15 protein-coding genes and 1 tRNA gene are annotated in these 16,410 nt (G+C 62.1%); 10 read left to right on the top strand and 6 right to left on the bottom strand.

Annotation, left to right across the window (positions count from 1 at the left end; genetic code table 11):
* Window positions 1–111 precede the first annotated feature (111 nt).
* Complete coding sequence (locus tag ACCQ01_RS17380) at window positions 112–1,797, top strand: retron Ec67 family RNA-directed DNA polymerase/endonuclease (protein ID WP_228431036.1); 1,686 nt, start codon at window positions 112–114, stop codon at window positions 1,795–1,797.
* 257 nt (window positions 1,798–2,054) lie between these two features.
* Here ACCQ01_RS17380 and ACCQ01_RS17385 read toward each other — a convergent pair whose 3' ends face one another.
* The 5 genes from ACCQ01_RS17385 to ACCQ01_RS17405 form a co-directional block, all read right to left on the bottom strand.
* A complete protein-coding gene (locus ACCQ01_RS17385) occupies window positions 2,055–2,894 on the bottom strand; it encodes a hypothetical protein (RefSeq protein WP_228431038.1) in 840 nt (279 codons plus the stop codon).
* A gap of 194 nt (window positions 2,895–3,088) precedes the next feature.
* Window positions 3,089–3,271, bottom strand: a complete 183-nt coding sequence (locus ACCQ01_RS17390; protein WP_206710315.1) for a hypothetical protein — start codon at window positions 3,269–3,271, stop codon at window positions 3,089–3,091.
* Window positions 3,272–3,371: 100 nt separating this feature from the next.
* On the bottom strand, window positions 3,372–4,928 hold the full coding sequence (locus tag ACCQ01_RS17395) for a site-specific integrase (RefSeq protein ID WP_228431040.1): 1,557 nt from the start codon (window positions 4,926–4,928) through the stop codon (window positions 3,372–3,374).
* Window positions 4,929–4,995: 67 nt separating this feature from the next.
* Window positions 4,996–5,069: transfer RNA gene (locus tag ACCQ01_RS17400), tRNA-Gly, on the bottom strand.
* 122 nt (window positions 5,070–5,191) lie between these two features.
* Window positions 5,192–6,976, bottom strand: a complete 1,785-nt coding sequence (locus ACCQ01_RS17405) for an autotransporter outer membrane beta-barrel domain-containing protein (protein ID WP_228431419.1) — start codon at window positions 6,974–6,976, stop codon at window positions 5,192–5,194.
* 188 nt (window positions 6,977–7,164) lie between these two features.
* Between ACCQ01_RS17405 and thiS the strand changes: the two genes are divergently transcribed.
* From thiS to ACCQ01_RS17425, 4 genes are all read left to right on the top strand, one after another.
* Window positions 7,165–7,365, top strand: coding sequence for a sulfur carrier protein ThiS (gene thiS / locus ACCQ01_RS17410; protein ID WP_228431042.1), 201 nt, complete (start codon window positions 7,165–7,167; stop codon window positions 7,363–7,365).
* A 48-nt stretch (window positions 7,366–7,413) separates the two neighbouring features.
* The gene (locus ACCQ01_RS17415; RefSeq protein WP_011038257.1) at window positions 7,414–8,208 is read left to right on the top strand and encodes a thiazole synthase; all 795 of its coding nucleotides are present in this window, start codon (window positions 7,414–7,416) and stop codon (window positions 8,206–8,208) included.
* 142 nt (window positions 8,209–8,350) lie between these two features.
* On the top strand, window positions 8,351–9,136 hold the full coding sequence (trmB, locus tag ACCQ01_RS17420; protein WP_228431044.1) for a tRNA (guanosine(46)-N7)-methyltransferase TrmB: 786 nt from the start codon (window positions 8,351–8,353) through the stop codon (window positions 9,134–9,136).
* Window positions 9,137–9,202: 66 nt separating this feature from the next.
* A complete protein-coding gene (locus ACCQ01_RS17425) occupies window positions 9,203–11,065 on the top strand; it encodes an SLC13 family permease (protein WP_011038259.1) in 1,863 nt (620 codons plus the stop codon).
* 344 nt (window positions 11,066–11,409) lie between these two features.
* On the opposite strand, the gene ACCQ01_RS17430 is transcribed toward ACCQ01_RS17425, so the two are convergent.
* Window positions 11,410–11,751 carry a Rieske (2Fe-2S) protein gene (locus ACCQ01_RS17430; protein ID WP_050912565.1) on the bottom strand — a complete coding sequence of 114 codons (342 nt, stop codon included), beginning with the start codon at window positions 11,749–11,751 and terminating at the stop codon, window positions 11,410–11,412.
* A 411-nt stretch (window positions 11,752–12,162) separates the two neighbouring features.
* Here ACCQ01_RS17430 and ACCQ01_RS17435 point away from each other — a divergent pair, with 411 nt between their 5' ends.
* The 5 genes from ACCQ01_RS17435 (at window position 12,163) to ACCQ01_RS17455 (ending at window position 16,371) form a co-directional block, all read left to right on the top strand.
* The gene (locus ACCQ01_RS17435) at window positions 12,163–12,438 is read left to right on the top strand and encodes a hypothetical protein (protein ID WP_011038261.1); all 276 of its coding nucleotides are present in this window, start codon (window positions 12,163–12,165) and stop codon (window positions 12,436–12,438) included.
* A 92-nt stretch (window positions 12,439–12,530) separates the two neighbouring features.
* Window positions 12,531–13,244 carry a fumarylacetoacetate hydrolase family protein gene (locus ACCQ01_RS17440; RefSeq protein WP_014508750.1) on the top strand — a complete coding sequence of 238 codons (714 nt, stop codon included), beginning with the start codon at window positions 12,531–12,533 and terminating at the stop codon, window positions 13,242–13,244.
* A 61-nt stretch (window positions 13,245–13,305) separates the two neighbouring features.
* On the top strand, window positions 13,306–13,737 hold the full coding sequence (gene mscL / locus ACCQ01_RS17445) for a large-conductance mechanosensitive channel protein MscL (RefSeq protein WP_011038263.1): 432 nt from the start codon (window positions 13,306–13,308) through the stop codon (window positions 13,735–13,737).
* 114 nt (window positions 13,738–13,851) lie between these two features.
* Window positions 13,852–15,270, top strand: coding sequence for a M20/M25/M40 family metallo-hydrolase (locus tag ACCQ01_RS17450; protein ID WP_228431046.1), 1,419 nt, complete (start codon window positions 13,852–13,854; stop codon window positions 15,268–15,270).
* A gap of 51 nt (window positions 15,271–15,321) precedes the next feature.
* Window positions 15,322–16,371: a LacI family DNA-binding transcriptional regulator gene (locus ACCQ01_RS17455; RefSeq protein ID WP_228431048.1), complete on the top strand. Its 1,050-nt coding sequence runs from the start codon at window positions 15,322–15,324 to the stop codon at window positions 16,369–16,371.
* The last annotated feature ends 39 nt before the right edge of the window (window positions 16,372–16,410 follow it).

Below are 16,410 nucleotides of genomic sequence, written 5' to 3' on the forward strand. Positions count from 1 at the left end.
ATCAGAAGCAATTGCAAGGTGGATTTGCCGAATGGACCGAGTGCCGACATACGCTCGCCATGCGCGCGAAGGAGTTCCTGCAGCCCCTCCTCTTCCTCACAGGGATGTCAGATGGGTGAATTAGCTAAGCTAAAAGCTTGCACGAATACCGGCGAATTAGCGCGACTGCTGGATTTCCAGACAAAGACACTGAGCTACATAGCATGGGGAACTCCGTCCGCAGCTAAGTACAGCGCCTTCGACATCCCCAAGCGCTCTGGTGGGAAGCGGGCGATTCACGCACCGTCCCCTCAGCTGAAGCTTGTGCAAGGAAAGCTGTCCAAACTGCTGCAAGCGTGTGAGAAAGAAATTGAGGAGGAACTGGGCGTCAAACACCCCGTTGCCCACGGATTCAAGCAAGGAAGATCCATCCTCACTAACGCAGACGTGCACCGGCGCCAACGCTACGTTCTGAATTTCGACCTCACGGACTTCTTTGGAACCATCAACTTTGGCCGGGTTCGCGGATTTCTCATAGGAAACAGAAATTTTCAACTGCATCGAGACGTCGCAACCATCATCGCGCAGATCGCATGCCATGACGACAAGCTCCCACAGGGAGCTCCGACGTCGCCAGTTATCTCCAATCTCATCGGAAACATCTTAGACATCCGGCTGTCAAAGATAGCCCGAGCTCAAGGTTGCGCTTACTCGCGCTACGCGGATGACATCACCATGTCCACTTCGCAGCCGCAGTTTCCGCATGCTATTGCACGCCAACTCCTTGCCACTCCCAATTGGGTGGTTACGAAGGAAATTGAGGAAGCCGTAAAGGCCTGCGGGTTCAAAATTAACCACGCGAAGACGCGACTTCTCCACCACCGATCCCGCCAAGATGTCACCGGCATTGTCGTCAACAGGCACGTCAATGTGAATGGCGACTACCGTAGAGCGATTCGGGCAATGGTGAATAGGCTCTGTTCCACCGGTACCTACCACCTGGAAAAAACCGTCCTTGCCGCAGGTCAAACGATGTTAGCTTCAATTGAGGGAAGTCGACCTCAACTTGAGGGCATGCTGGGGTTCCTGCTGCAGGTTGAGCGCTACCGACGCTCGGACGATCTTGTGCCGCCGATACTGAGCGCCACGGAGCGACTACTGCATCGATTTTTATTCTTCACAACATTTGCAGCCAACGATCGAACCGCAATCCTTTTCGAGGGAAAGACCGACAACATATACATCAGCTCTGCAATCAGGAAGCAGCGTGCAACTTATCCTGCGCTAATAGCTCCAGGCTCTAATGAGCTGCTCGTCAAGCTCCTTCCACATACAAAAACTCGCGAGAGGATTTTCAACCTAACGGGAGGCGACAGTCCCTTGACCAACTTCATTGTTGGTTACAGGGATAACTACCGCAAAATCAAGGGGCCAAAAGGGTCGCATCCTGTCATAGTCATTTTCGACAATGACAAAGGCTCAAATGCCGTCATAGGTGCGATAAAGAAACACTACAAATTGGACATGCCCGATGGCGACCAATATATCCACGTCTATGCCAATCTCTACGTTCTCCTGACCTCGAAAAAAGGTTCCGGCGACCACTGCATTGAGCACTACTTTAGCGAAGCAACGCGGGCCAAAAAGCTGTCAGGAAAAAAATTTAGCTTATCCAACAAAAAACTAAAGGACGATGAATATGGCAAAGCGTGGTTCGCAGAGAAGATCGTGAAGCCATACTACAAAGACATAGACTTCTCTGGCTTCGCAGGACTGCTAGACCCGATCTGTGGAATAATCAAGAGCCATCATCCGTGATACCAGATTGATCCTCCGCAGAGCTTTCGACATGCGGCGCTCAGGAGAACACAGCAGACCAAGCGGCCAGAGTCAGCTGTCCCGTGGCGATCAATTCCTCTCGAGAGGGCATCGCAGTGCCTATCGATCAGAAAACGCACTCGAGCGAAACGGTTAAGACCATATCACCAAAGAAGAGTATTGATCATACATGCCTGCGCAAGTCGGCCAGAACCAACAACGCCCCCGACTCAAACCGTCGAAAACATCTGCACCATCTATCCCTTTCTATTCCGATTAATCTTCGCGACCATCCAAACCTTGAGTGATTTTATAACCGACTTGAAACTCTCATCATTGACAGAATCCTGCCCTTGGATAGACGGCACTACAATGTCGCCCGAACTAGCCACTAAAGATGTGGTCTCAAGTATCCGACTCCTGAGCCCTTCGTCATACAGAGTAATGGAAGCTATGCTTTCCAACTTCAGATATGTCACACTGGGCTTAACATCATGGCCACCACCCTTCTTTTCGGGATATTCATAAGTGAAATTCACCTTCAGGGTGTCCTTGTCTCTATAACCGCTGAGCGTTGGAGATATTCCAAAATTCTCCAGTCCACTTGATATTTCTGACGTGGAACCGATCCTGGTCACCACCCCAATGTAAACCTTCCTATCCTCCATTGTTACCATAACAGGAACAGCGTTGGCCAAGGACTGAACCAATACGCTTGCGATAGGATGATGTTTGTTGGAGTCTCTGGCGATAAAGTTCCCGAACCTTTCATCTAGAATTACGCGCGCCTTAGCTTTTTGGGCCCTTGTCAATCGTTCAGCACCCTGGGCCTCCTCACCAAGAAGCTCCTCATAAGCGCCCTTGCGAAAGAAGAACTTAAAAACATATGCTCTATACGAAATAAATGAGAATACGTATGGCATTAAGCATGTAACACACCCAACAAGGATAAAAAATGAAAAAATCTGAGCCTTGTTCACAAGAGTGCGATCAACGCTAACAACGAGACCCGCCAAAGCCTCTATAAAGTCAAGACTGACTGGGAAACAGCCCTTCACTACCGGAAGGCACGGATTGAAGCTCACGTCAGCGGACAACCAGGACGCTGCTGCCACGACAAAAAAAGCAGCACCGAAACATTTAAGTCCTTGATATGCCGCTAAAAAATATAGAAGCTGACCTTCGTATCGATGCAGCCTAGAAAACACAAACTTGTCGTTCAAACAAACAAGATAGCCACTCACCAACAGCGGCAATATCAACAATAGCCCCATCCCTGGCTCCCCAATATTTACTCTAACAAATGACGAGTTTTTTCACGTACCTCGTCCAACTCCGCCTTGATGTCCCTTGTATCAACATAAAAGGCACCATCAGACATATGAACAATCTTCTCTGCCCGTAGCGACCGTATCGACAAACGCTCCTCTTCAGACAGCTCGGGACGGAAAAAATCCAACAAAGACTGAATCATAGCTACATCCTCCTTTTACATATCAACTATACCACGCCCGAAATCGCTTGCAAGTCTCTAATTTAGCCGCAGGAGGTAGGGAGCTCGCGACCAAAGCGCCTCAAGTGCTCAAGCCAAATAGCCCTGCGTTGTAATCGGGCAGCCGAACCGGCGGGCTAAACTTAGCCAGCGTCGCCACCCGGTCCGGCAGGCTACGTCGATCGATGTAGAACTTCTCCAGCACAGTCTGCCCGGTCCCGTGCCCCGTGAGCGCTCCAATCGCCGAAGCCGACACTCCCGCCTCGTCAAGCTTTGAAGCAATGGTATGGCGGAACCCGTGGAACCCCTGCCCCTTCTCAGATACGCCTTGCCGCTTGATGTAGACGGAGAACTGGCGGCTCAGCTGCCGCCCATAACCCAGACCGGTCGAGTTGGGCAGGTCTGGGAACAACCGCTCGATCCCAGCTTGCCGGACCTCATCCACGTAAGTGAGGAACCCGGCCTCAATGACAGGCTGGGCCAACGGAATGAACCGCCGGCTGTGCTTGTTCTTGATGCTCTGCTTCTTCCCGATCTTGCGGACGAAGAAGCCGGGCACGCCGTCGATGGTATCGACGTCCTCCAGCCGGAGCTGCGCGATCTCGTTCACGCGAGCGCCGGAGTAGAGCCCCAGGATCGGGCCAAACCACCGATGGGGGTATTTCGACGCCCACTTCGGGAACTCCACCGGGTCAAAGATAGCCTTCAACTCGGCGTCCGTGAAAGGCGAACCCGTGTCTTCTGAGTCCGGCGTGGCGATCGCCCGGATGCCCGCCAACGGATTCACCGCCAGGTGTTTGCCCTCGACCAATGAGACCAGGAAGACGCTCAAGCGTTGCCGGTGCTTGGCCATCGTCCACGCCGCCGGCTCTGGCTCCTGGTTCTTCTTCGCCAGCTTGATGACTTCGGGCACCGACAGGTCTCGGTAGGCCGGCCGCTTGGTCGCATTCGAGGGCCAGTAACGCACGCCCTCAAAGAAGGCCCGCACGTGATCCTGGGTCAGCGAGGCCACGGGGACGTCCTTGCCGATGATTCCGGCAAACAGGCGCAAGGTATGGCGGCTTTCCAACACGGTCTTCTGATGCAGACGGGCCCCGGCCAGGTCCCTCAAATGATCGGCCATCGCCTTGGACAACATCAGCGCCTTGGGTGCATCGCCGCCGCCGGATATGCGCTGACTGCCCTCGCGCAACTGTTGCCGACGCTTGGCCACCCTTGCCGCCATGACCTCGGTGGGCTCTGTCTGCCGCGCCCGCACCATGAGGTCTCCGAAGATCCCGGCATCGGCGGGGTTGTCCAACTGCGCCTGAGCGATGCGCGTGCCGTCGGGCAGCGTCACATCTTTCAGGGTCAGCTCTTTGATGTCCCCACTGCGAACCTTTTCCAGCAGCTCTTCAAGATCCACGGTCATCCCTTTCCGCATGGCATCGAATGCCATCGATAGTGCCATCCCCATCGTGGCTGCCGCCAGCCTAGCGTGGTCCCCACGACGGTTTCCTAGCGATCGGACAAGGTAACGCGAGCCGATGGAGGCTCGAAGATCGGTGGGAACAAAGAAGCGCGCATACAGGCCGGCCGAGCGCGACATCATCAGAGGCTTGGGCAAGATTGATACCTCGATTGATACCTCAAGGGGCATCGCTCGGAATCATCAATCGGCAGAAATTTCTAGCCCAGTCAATCGTTTAGAGACTTGGCGGAAGCTCTGGAGCGGGCGATGGGAATCGAACCCACGTCAGTAGCTTGGGAAGCTACAGCTCTACCATTGAGCTACGCCCGCGTGGCGTGGGCAGAGTTTATGCGCCGGCAGGCCTTGGGCGCAATGCGTGGCGCACATGACAAGGGCCGGTTACCCGGCCCTTGTCGTAGACAGCCTTGACGCTGCGGGTGCAGCGGGTACGGTCAGAAGTTGCCGCTGAAGTTCACGAACACGGTGGCGTCGCGGGCGCTGCGCTGGGCGGTGGTGGTGCTCAGGCCGATGTTGCTCTGCAGGCCCCAGATGCCGGTGCGGGCGCCCAGCACAACGGTCGCGTAGTTGCGGTCGAAGTTCTGGCCCGGGACGGTGTACATGCCCACTTCCGGCATCGACTGCAGCCAGGCGCTGGCTTCGGTGCCGTCCTTGAACTCGTGGTCGTAGGTGGCCTGCAGGTACGGCTTGACCGGCGCGCCATCCAGGCGCACCTGGAAGCCGATGCGGCCCACCAGCGAGTCAATATCCTGGTCGGCATAGCCCAGCGCGGTGGAGCTTTCGTTGCTTTCGGTGTAGCCGTCGAGCTTGAGCTTCTGCCAGGCCAGGCCGACCACCGGGCCGTACTTGACGTTGCCTTCGCCTAGCGAATAGCCGGCATTGACCGCGGCAGTGAGGTTACTGCCGTCCGGCGAGCCGCTGTGCACGCGGGTGGCCGGCCCCAGCTGGACTTCGCGGTCCACGTCGTAGCTCAGCCAGCTGTAGCTGACCTGGGCGTTGACCCAGACCGGGCCGGTGTACCAGCCGACGAAGCCGCCCAGGGTGGTGTCATCCTGCTTGAAGCTGCCGTTGCGGTTGCCGAAGTCGGCATCCATGCGGCCGAAGCCGGCAAAGCCGCCGAACACCAGGTCGCCGGCGGTCCAATCCACGCCGAACAGGCCGGCCGGCGCCATGCCGTCGTACAGGTCCGCATCGTCATAGCGCTGAATGTCGCCACGCACGCTCCCCCACCAACGCAGGCCATCGGCCTCGGGCTTGCCGTCGAGGTGCCAGGCCACCTGGTCGGCACGTGCGCGGCCGCCGGCCTGGGCGGAGCGCGTCAGCACCTGCTGCAGGCGCGGCGCTTCCAACAGCGAGATGGCGTACTGGCCCAGGATCTGGTGGGTGGCCGTGGTGGGGTGGATGCCGTCGGCGAACACATAGGTGTTGGGCGCGTTCGCGGCGACCAGGCTGGTGGGGTTGCAGGCCGGCAGCGCGAGCGCCGGGTTGCAGGCGGTACCGGTGACGTTGCTGAAACCATAGGTGCCCGGGTCGGCAACCACTTCCTGCAGGATGTGGAAGGTATCGACCGGGATCACCCGCAGGCCGGCCGACTGCAGGCCGTTGAACAGTGCGGTGTTGTAGGCGGTGGCAGCGGCCGTGCCCTGCGCCATGGCGGCGGCACCGCCGGCGCGGAAGCGCGGGGTAATGCCCACATCCGGAATCGTCGGCACCATCACATAACGCGCGCCGGCCGCCTGCAGCGCGCCAACCGCGCCCACCTGGGCGGTCACGGCGCTGCCGATGATGGCCTGCGCCTGGGCAGGAGCGGTGGCCGCGGCGAGCAGGTCATTGGCGCCGCCCCACACGGTGTACAGCGCATTCGGGTTGGCCTGGCCGCCGTTGGCCGCCAGATAGGTATTGACCTGGCTGGTCACCGACGGTGCTGCGCCGAGCGCGCTGACCGAACTGGCCTGGATGCGCGCGCCGCCGGCAGCGTAGTTGTCGCCGGTCTGGCCATTGCCGTTGGGCGCTGCATTGGTGCCGAAGTGGTCGCCCACGTATTCGGCCCACACCCAGCCCGGGTTGGTGGTGAACTTGCCGGTGACCGCGCGCGAGGCGGCCGGCAGCAGAGGGTTGTAGTAACCGCTGTCGGTGAGGCTGTCACCGAAGAACACGGTTTGATCGAAGGCCGAGTCGGCCATGGCCGGGCTGGCCGCCAGCGCGATGGCCACGGCCATCAGGGAACGGATCGGGCGAAGGGTTGAAGCCATGGGAATGCCTGCTCAAGGTAGAGTGGAACCGGACCGGCCTGCATACGTACGCCGGCGAATGGCACATCGTTTCACCCTCGCCGTCCACGCTCACGCTGCATTGCCGCATAACGCAAAACGCGCGCCCTGGCGGCACGCGATGCAACAATGATGACATGAACATTCAACTCAACGGCACTCCACGCACGCTTCCCGACAACATGTTGTTGTCCGCGCTGCTGGAACTTGAAGGTCTGTCGCAGCGCCGCGTTGCGGTGGAGGTCAATGGCGAAATCGTTTCGCGCGGTTTGCACGCCACCCATGCGCTGCGCGAGGGCGACCTGGTGGAAATCGTGCATGCACTGGGCGGCGGTTGATCGCGGTGATGGCCGGCGCATCCACGCTCGATCGGTGATAATCGCCGCATGACACTTTCCGCCCCCTCCGATGCGCTGGTGATCGCCGGCAAGCCCTACCGTTCGCGCCTGCTGACCGGCACCGGCAAGTTCAAGGACCTGGACGAAACCCGCCTGGCCACCGAGGCCGCTGCCGCGCAGATCGTCACCGTGGCCATTCGCCGGGTGAACATTGGCCAGGACCCAAACGCGCCCAGCCTGCTCGACGTGCTGCCGCCGGACCGCTACACCCTGCTGCCCAACACCGCCGGCTGCTACACCGCCGAAGATGCGGTGCGCACCTGCCGGCTGGCCCGCGAGCTGCTGGATGGCCACAACCTCACCAAGCTGGAAGTGCTGGGCGACGAGCGCACGCTCTATCCGGACGTGGTGCAGACGCTTAAGGCCGCCGAACAACTGGTCGCCGACGGCTTCGAGGTCATGGTGTACACCTCCGATGACCCGATCCTGGCCAAGCGGCTGGAAGAGATCGGCTGCGTGGCGGTGATGCCGCTGGCCGCGCCGATCGGCTCGGGCCTGGGCATCCAGAACAAGTACAACCTGCTGGAAATCATCGAAAACGCCAAGGTGCCGATCATCGTCGACGCCGGCGTGGGCACCGCCTCCGATGCCGCCATTGCGATGGAACTGGGCTGCGACGGCGTGCTGATGAACACCGCCATTGCCGGTGCACGCGACCCGATCCTGATGGCCAGCGCGATGCGCAAGGCGATCGAAGCCGGCCGCGAGGCATTCCTGGCTGGCCGGATTCCGCGCAAGCGCTACGCCTCGGCATCGAGCCCGGTCGATGGCGTGATCGGATGAGCAGGCGCGCCGAGATGGACTTGCATGCGCGGCCTGCGCCTGGCGCGGGCTGCGGCGCGACGCCTGCTTGGCTTGCATTTTTCCTTTACTCACCCCCCTCTTCCGGCGGGACAGGGCGTTGTTTGCCGATGGCTGATTTTTCATGACTGATCCTTTCACCAGCGACGGCGCAAAGATGCCGCCCAAGCCCTTCACCATCGAAGAGGGCCGCCGCCAGGTGCGCAGCTTCGTGTTGCGCCAGGGCCGCTTTACGCCGGCGCAGCAGCGTGCGTTCGACGAGCTGTGGCCGCGCTTCGGTCTGGACTACACCGGCACCCCGCGTGACCTGGACGCCGTGTTCGGCCGCCCCGCACCCAAGGTGCTGGAGATCGGTTTCGGCAATGGTGCGGCCTTGCGCTTCGCAGCCCAGCACGACCCTGCGCGCGACTACATCGGCATCGAGGTGCATGCCCCCGGTGTCGGGCGGCTGCTCAATGCGCTGGACGATGACGGCGCCACGCATGTGCGCCTGTATCACCACGATGCAGTGGAAGTGCTCGAGCGCGAGATCGCCGATGGCGCGCTGGACGAAGTACGCATCTACTTCCCGGACCCATGGCACAAGAAGCGCCACAACAAGCGCCGCCTGGTGCAGCCGGCGTTTGCGCAGCTGCTGGTGCGCAAGCTGCGCGATGGCGGCCGCTTGCACGCAGCCACCGACTGGGCCGACTACGCCGAACAGATGTGGGACGTGCTTGACGCCACCAAAGGCCTGGCGAATCGCGCCGGCCCACGCGGCCACGTCGCACGCCCCGCCTGGCGCCCACAAACCCACTTCGAGACCCGCGGCCAGAAGCTGGGCCATGGCGTGTGGGATTTGCTGTATGACCGGGAATCGGGAATGGAGAATCGGGAATCGCCAGGGCAGGCGCCAGCGGCGCCCGGATAACCTGCACGCGTCAGCGCCATCCGTTCTTGCCATTCCCTATTCCCGACTCCCCATTCCCGGCACCTCATGGACACCGCGCTAACGCTGACCAACGACATGAAGCTCGTCCTCGGGCTGGTCGGCTTTACGATGGCGATGTTCCTATTCGAGCGCATCCGCGCCGACGTGGTGGCGTTGATCGTGTTGGTGGTATTGGGCGTCACCGGGCTGGTGGCGCCGGAGGAACTGTTCGGCGGCTTCTCCGGTAACGCGGTGATGAGCATCATCGCCACCACCATCCTGGGCGCGGGACTGGAGCGCACCGGCGCCTTGAACCGCCTGGCCACCTGGTTGCTGCGGCGCTCGCACGGCAGCGAGCAGCGGCTGATGATGATGACGCTGGGCATCTCCGGCCTGAATTCGTCCTTCATGCAGAACCCCTCGGTGATGGCGCTGTACCTGCCGGTCGCCTCGCGGCTGGCCGCACGCACCGGGCTCACCTTGCAACGCATGCTGTTGCCGATCGCCGCGGCGATCGTGATGGGCGGTGCGCTCACCATGGTGGGCAATTCGCCGCTGATCCTGCTCAACGATTTGTTGGTGTCGGCCAACAACAACCTGCCCTCGGGCATGGCCAGCATCGAGCCGTTGACCATGTTTGCGCCGCTGCCGATCGGTCTGGCACTGCTGGTGGCCGCCTTGCTGTATTTCCGGTTTTACGGCGACCGCAAGTTGATCGAGGAAGAGCGCCTGATCAACGAGGGCGTCACGCCTTCGCGCACCGAGAGCTATTTCGCCAAGACCTACGGCATCGACGGCGATGTGTTCGAGCTCACCGTCACCGCCGAAAGCCCACTGGTGGGCATGACCCTGGGCGAGGCCGAAGCCATTCACGATGCGCCGCTGCTGTTGGCGCTGAAGACCGGCAACGACACCCGCCTGGCCCCGCCGGCCGACATGCGCATCTGGGTCGGCAGCGTGCTGGGTGCGATGGGCAAGCGCCAGGACGTGACCGACTTTGCGCAGAACCATTTCCTGCGCATGTCCTCGCGCCTGCGCAACCTGGGCGATCTGTTCAACCCAAGCCTGGCTGGCATTTCCGAGGCGGTGATTCCGCCCAACTCGCGCCTGATCGGCAAGAACGCCGCCGAGCTGCGGCTGCGCAAGCAAAGCGGCATCAGCCTGCTGGCGATCAACCGCGACAAGCAGGTCATTCGCGAGGACGTGCGCAACGTGGCACTGCGCGCCGGCGACATGCTGGTGTTCCACAGTATCTGGCAGGATCTGGCGCAGGCCGCGGAAAGCCGCGACTTTGTGCCGGTCACCGACTTCCCGAAGGGCGAACAGCGCCCGCATAAGTTCAAGATCGCTATGGCGATCTTCGCCTTCACCATCCTGATTGCGCTGACCTCCAAGTTGCCGGTGGCACTGACCCTGATGACCGGCGTGGCCTGCATGCTGGTGACCGGCGTGCTGCGCATGGACGAGGCGTATGCCTCGATCAACTGGAAGACCATCTTCATGATGGCCGGGCTGATTCCGCTCGGCTGGGCGATGGACAGCAGCGGCACCGCGGCGTGGGTGGCCGGCCACACCATCGACCGCCTGCCGGAAGGCATGCCGGTGTGGGCGCTGGAGATCAGCCTGGCCTTGTTGACGACAGCTTTTTCGCTGGTGATCAGCCATGTCGGCGCGACCATCGTGATGGTGCCGATCGCGGTCAACCTGGCGCTCGCGGCCAACGGCAACCCCACGGCGTTCGCCTTGATCGTGGCGTTGTCGGCATCCAACAACCTGATGACCGCCTCCAACCCGGTGATCTCGATGGTGACCGGACCAGCCAACTACCAGCCGCGCGAGCTGTGGCGCGTGGGCGCTCCGCTGTCACTGATCTACATCGTGGTGATGGTGACGATGATCAACCTGATGTTCTGGTGGGCGGCGCGCTGAGCGCGTTGTGGCGGTAGCGCGAAGCGTTGCTGCCTCTGCGCTGAGTGATGGCGCGCCGTCGTGCCGACTTTCGAATACGTGCGGTGCGCTGCGGTCGATGCATGCAATCCATTGCAGTGGCGCTGCGATCAATGGGCACTCTTTACAGTGAGCATCTGACCGGCGGCGGCATCGCAACACGCGGATAGTCGTGACTGGCACTGGCAGTGCTCGGCGGATGCCGGTGCACTGCGCGCACTACCTCCAGCAGTCTTGCAGTCCAACAGTCTTGAAACGTGCGGTCTGCAGCATAGCGACCACTGCTCTCGCGATGCCCCATGAGGCCCATCTAGGCCCAGGCCAGCTCACCCCAGCAGCACCTGCTCGCCATCGATGCGCACCGGCACCGCCACCAGCGATTGACCGCGACACGGCCCGCTGACGCACTCGCCGGCATCCAGCTCGAACGCCGCGCCGTGCGCGGCGCACACCAACTGGCCTTCCTTGGTCTTGAGAAACTGGCCGGGCGCCCAATCCAGCCGGCGGCCAGCGTGCGGGCACACGTTCAACCAGGCGCGGACCTGTGCACCCTCGCGGTACAACACCACCGATTCCGGCCCGCCATCCCACAGCGCTTCGACTTCTAAAAATCCGGCATCGGGAATCTGCGCCAACGGAATTGGCGCGGTGGGCGGTAGTGACGACATGGAATCGATCGCTGCGAACAGACCTGATTGTGCCATGCCGCTCCATGGAGACTGCGCCCAGGCGCCTTGCGCCATTTCAACGCGGCGGCGTCCGCGCAACTTCGGCTCGGCACGGCTTTGCCATCGCGCAGACCTACCAACCAACGCGCCTGGCTATCAGACAGGCCGCACGGCGACTTTCCCACTACACGCTGCATCTTCTGCGACCAGCTGCAACTAGCCGATCCCAGCCAAGCGATCGCAATTAGCAGACACAACCGCAAGCCCAACAACGACACGCGAAGCGCGTGGTTCCCAACACAACCGATGTGATGGGCTTAACAAAACGGCACTCGATTTAACGAACTTTTCACTCAATGACATGAAACCGCAACGATACTGCCCCCTCGTTTCCTCCGGCAGCCCACCGCCATGCCCGCACGCATCTTCCAATTCGGCAACCTCCACCACCTGTTTGCGCCGCGCAAGCCGCGTCACCCGTTGGTGCGCGTTGCCGCTGGCCTCGCCGGCCTGGCTATCCTGGCCGTGCTGATCTTCTTCAGCGTGTTCGTGGGCGCTGCGATGATCCTTGGTGGCGTGGCCTGGAAATTGTTGAGCAAGTCCAACCGCCGCGCGCCGCAGCACGCCCGCGTGGTGGAGGCCGAGTACCACGTGGTGCGCAAGCCGGCTCTGCCGCTCTCGCACTGAGCCGCACGTTGCAGCGCGCCTGAGGCGCGCGTTGTTTTCGCCTGCACCGCCAAGCAGCTAGACTCACGCGTCCTGTCTTTGAGGATGCGTGCATGACCCACGATGTGATTCCCGCTGCCGATGTCCCGCGCATTCCGGTGGTGGGTGGCGGTAGTTTTCCGGTGCACCGCATCTATTGCGTTGGCCGCAACTTTGCCGATCACGCCCGCGAAATGGGTGCCACCGCGCCAGCGTCCAAGGCCGAACGTGGCCAGCCCACGTTCTTCATGAAACCGGCCGACGCCATCGTGGTGGGTCATGGCGACCACATCCCCTACCCGCCCGGCACCAAGGAGCTGCACCACGAGGTGGAGCTGGTGGTGGCCTTGGGCAGCGATGCACCCGCCGGTGAACTGCCTGTGGACCAGGCCGAGGCCCTGATCTATGGCTACGGCGTGGGCCTGGACCTGACCCGTCGTGATCTGCAGGCCGCGGCCAAGGCCAAGGGCCTGCCCTGGGACATCGCCAAGGGCTTCGATCATTCCGCACCGATCAGCGAGCTGGTGCATGCCGGCGAAGTGGGTGCACTGGATGCATTGAACCTGTCGCTGGAAGTCAACGGCGAAGTGCGCCAGCAATCGTTGCTGGACCAGATGATCTGGAATGTGCCGGAGATCCTGCACGAGCTGTCCAAGCTCTATGCATTGCGCGCGGGCGATCTGATCTTCATGGGCACGCCGGCCGGCGTCGGCCCGTTGCTGCCGGGCGATCAATTCAGTGCGCGCCTGGAAAATGTGGCCGAACGCCACGGCATCATCGCGGGCTGACATCAGCCGGGCTACGATCGCTGCAGCGGCAGTGGGTCCGCGTCCCCATCTGGAGTGCACTATGGGAATGGTCAGCGAATTCAAGCAATTCGCGATGCGTGGCAATGTCATCGACCTGGCGGTCGGTGTGGTGATCGGCGCGGCGTTCGGCAAGATCGTCACCGCGCTGGTGGAAAAGATCATCATGCCGCCGATCGGCTGGGCCATCGGCAACGTGGATTTTTCGCGGCTGGCGTGGGTGCTCAAGCCGGCGGGCGTGGATGCCACCGGCAAGGAAATTCCTGCCGTGGTGATCGGCTACGGTGACTTCATCAACACCGTCGTGCAGTTCGTGATCATTGCCTTTGCGATCTTCCTGGTGGTCAAGCTGATCAACCGCCTCAGCCAGCGCAAGCCGGATGCTCCCAAGGGCCCGAGCGAAGAAGTGCTGCTGCTGCGCGAGATCCGCGACTCGCTCAAGAACGACACGCTCAAGAATCCGACCGTGCCGTAAGCAAGCGGCCACATCCTTGCGCGCACTTCGCACGCAAGGATGACTTTTCGCACGCAGACGGGGGACCTCGCGCTGATAAGCTCGGGGTCCCCCTTGTCGTTGGAGCCGCCCTGCATGCGTCGCCTCGCTGTCGCCATCTCCGCCCTGCTTGCCACCTCCGCGGCGCTTGCCGCGCCCACCAGCATTCCCGATAGCGCATTGCGCACCGCCGCGCAGTTGCGCGAGCAGGCGCTGGCCGACAGCACCGGCTTTGCAGTGGTGGAATCGTTGACCACCGAAGTGGGCCCGCGCATTGCCGGCGGCGAAGCGGATCCGCGTGCGGTGGCCTGGGCCAAGGCGAAGTTCAAGGCCTTGGGCTTTGACAAGGTCTGGACCGAGCCGGTCACTTTCCCCAAGTGGGAGCGCCGCAGCGAGCAGGCCGCCGTCATCGGCGCACATGCGCAGCCCTTGCATATCACTGCGCTGGGCGGTAGCCCGGGCGGCACCGTGGAAGGCGAAATTATGCGCTTCGAGAATCTGGCTGCATTGCAGGCGGCGCCGGCGGGTTCCCTGGCCGGCAAGATTGCCTTTGTCGACTACCAGATGGTGAAGGCGCGCGACGGCAAGGACTACGGCAACGGCGGCGCAGTGCGCAGCAAGGGCCCTTCCGAAGCAATCCGCAAAGGCGCCATCGGCTTTGTGATGCGCTCGGCCGGCACCGACTCCCATCGCGTACCGCACACCGGCATCACCCGTTTCGATGAAGGCCTGACCCCGGTACCCGCAGCGGCATTGTCAGTGCCCGATGCCAACCAGTTGGCACGCCTGGCAGCCCTGGGTAGCACCCGCGTGCGGCTGGCGCTGGATTGCGGCTGGGATGGCACAGCCACTTCGTACAACGTGATCGGCGAAATCACCGGGCGTAGCAAGCCGAAGGAAGTGGTGGTGATCGGCGGGCATCTGGATTCGTGGGACCTGGGCACAGGTGCGATCGACGACGGCGCGGGCGTGGCGATCACCATGGCCGCCGGCCATTTGATCGGCCAGCTCAAGCAGGCGCCCAAGCGCACGATTCGCGTGGTGGCCTTCGCCAACGAGGAGCAGGGCCTGTACGGCGGCAAGGCGTATGCGGTTGCGCATGGCAAGGACGCCAAGGACATGGCGCTGCATCAGATCGGCGCTGAAAGCGACTTCGGTGCCGGGCGCATCTACGCCTTCAACACCGGTTCGGCGGCGCCGGAACAATCGCGCGCGGCCACCCAGCAGATTGCCGAGGTGCTGAAGCCGCTGGGCATCGCGTATGAGCCCAGCAAGGGCGGCCCTGGCCCGGATGTCGGGCCGATCTCTGCCAAAGGCGGTGCCTGGGCGTGGCTGGCGCAGGACGGCACCGACTACTTCGATCTGCACCACACCGCAGACGACACCCTGGACAAGATCGACCCGAAGGCGCTCGCGCAGAACGTGGCCGCCTATACCGTGTTCGCGTATCTGGCCGCAGAAGCCGATGGCGATTTCGGCAGCCGCGCAAAGTCTGTGCAGCCGCCGAACGAGTAAGCTGAGGCGCACTGCCAGCGGTGCGCTTCAACTCCAGGACGAGCACACACGATGGCGGCCAAGCGGCAACGCACTGCGACCACGGCAGCAACCCTGCTGGATGTCGCCGAACACGCAGGCGTCTCGCCGATGACGGCCTCGCGCGTCATCAACCGCCACCCGCATGTGGGCGAAGACATGCGGGTGCGGGTGGAGGCCTCCGTGCAGGCCTTGAGCTACCGGCCGAATCTGGCCGGCCGCTCGCTGCGCACCAGTGGATTGCTGCGCATCGGCGTGCTGTACAGCAACCCGAGTGCGGCGTACCTCAATCAATTCATGCTCGGCCTGCTCGAACAGAGCAGTCTCAATGGCAGCCAGGTGCTGGTGGAGAAATGCGGCGCCATCCGCAGCCAGCGTGCTGCCACCGAACGCCTGCTCGCCGCCGGCGTGGACGGTGTGATCCTGCCGCCGCCGTTGTGCGATTCGCGCCAGACCATTGCCGAACTCGATGCACGCGGCATCCCGGTGGTGGCGGTGGCCAGTGGCGCACCGATGGCGCAGATCAGCTCGGTGCGCATCGACGACTACCAGGCCGCGCGCGCGCTTGTCGATCACCTGATCGCGCTTGGCCATCGCCGCATCGCCTTGATCAAGGGCGACCCTAAACACACACCCAGCGCGCTGCGTGCCAGTGGCTACGCCGACAGCCTGCAGGCGGCCGGGCTGGAGATCGATGAGACGCTAATCGCCGAGGGGTTGTTCACCTATCACTCGGGCCTGCTCGCCGCGCGCGCATTGCTCGCACAGCCCGCACCGCCCACGGCGATCTTCTGCAGCAACGACGACATGGCAGCAGCCACCGTAGCGGTCGCGCACGGGCTGGGCCTGCGCGTGCCCGAGGATGTGTCAGTGGCCGGCTTCGACGACACGCCGGTGGCCACCACCATCTGGCCCGAACTCACCACCGTGCATCAACCGGTCACCGCCATGGGCCGCGCAGCGGTCTCGCTGCTGGCCGACGCCATTCGTGAACGACGCAAGGGCGCACCAGTGCAGGGCGTGCATCAGGTGATGAAATACACGCTGGTGAAACGCGGTTCGACAGCTGCGCCGGTGGTGTGATGCGGTGATGGCTCAACTACGCTGTCGGGCGATGAGAGC

This window comes from Xanthomonas sp. NCPPB 4037 (assembly GCF_041475695.2).
In the GTDB taxonomy this organism is placed as follows: domain Bacteria; phylum Pseudomonadota; class Gammaproteobacteria; order Xanthomonadales; family Xanthomonadaceae; genus Xanthomonas; species Xanthomonas campestris.

What these genes read in the sequence shown, in the direction of transcription:
- ACCQ01_RS17440 (WP_014508750.1), top strand. Translation starts at nt 12,531, where the DNA reads ATGACCCACGATGTGATTCCCGCTGCCGATGTCCCGCGCATTCCGGTG.
- thiS (WP_228431042.1), top strand. Translation starts at nt 7,165, where the DNA reads ATGAACATTCAACTCAACGGCACTCCACGCACGCTTCCCGACAACATG.
- ACCQ01_RS17425 (WP_011038259.1), top strand. Translation starts at nt 9,203, where the DNA reads ATGGACACCGCGCTAACGCTGACCAACGACATGAAGCTCGTCCTCGGG.
- ACCQ01_RS17405 (WP_228431419.1), bottom strand. Translation starts at nt 6,976, where the DNA reads ATGGCCGTGGCCATCGCGCTGGCGGCCAGCCCGGCCATGGCCGACTCG.
- ACCQ01_RS17450 (WP_228431046.1), top strand. Translation starts at nt 13,852, where the DNA reads ATGCGTCGCCTCGCTGTCGCCATCTCCGCCCTGCTTGCCACCTCCGCG.
- trmB (WP_228431044.1), top strand. Translation starts at nt 8,351, where the DNA reads ATGACTGATCCTTTCACCAGCGACGGCGCAAAGATGCCGCCCAAGCCC.
- ACCQ01_RS17390 (WP_206710315.1), bottom strand. Translation starts at nt 3,271, where the DNA reads ATGATTCAGTCTTTGTTGGATTTTTTCCGTCCCGAGCTGTCTGAAGAG.
- mscL (WP_011038263.1), top strand. Translation starts at nt 13,306, where the DNA reads ATGGGAATGGTCAGCGAATTCAAGCAATTCGCGATGCGTGGCAATGTC.
- ACCQ01_RS17395 (WP_228431040.1), bottom strand. Translation starts at nt 4,928, where the DNA reads ATGCCCCTTGAGGTATCAATCGAGGTATCAATCTTGCCCAAGCCTCTG.
- ACCQ01_RS17430 (WP_050912565.1), bottom strand. Translation starts at nt 11,751, where the DNA reads ATGTCGTCACTACCGCCCACCGCGCCAATTCCGTTGGCGCAGATTCCC.
- ACCQ01_RS17435 (WP_011038261.1), top strand. Translation starts at nt 12,163, where the DNA reads ATGCCCGCACGCATCTTCCAATTCGGCAACCTCCACCACCTGTTTGCG.
- ACCQ01_RS17380 (WP_228431036.1), top strand. Translation starts at nt 112, where the DNA reads ATGGGTGAATTAGCTAAGCTAAAAGCTTGCACGAATACCGGCGAATTA.
- ACCQ01_RS17455 (WP_228431048.1), top strand. Translation starts at nt 15,322, where the DNA reads ATGGCGGCCAAGCGGCAACGCACTGCGACCACGGCAGCAACCCTGCTG.
- ACCQ01_RS17415 (WP_011038257.1), top strand. Translation starts at nt 7,414, where the DNA reads ATGACACTTTCCGCCCCCTCCGATGCGCTGGTGATCGCCGGCAAGCCC.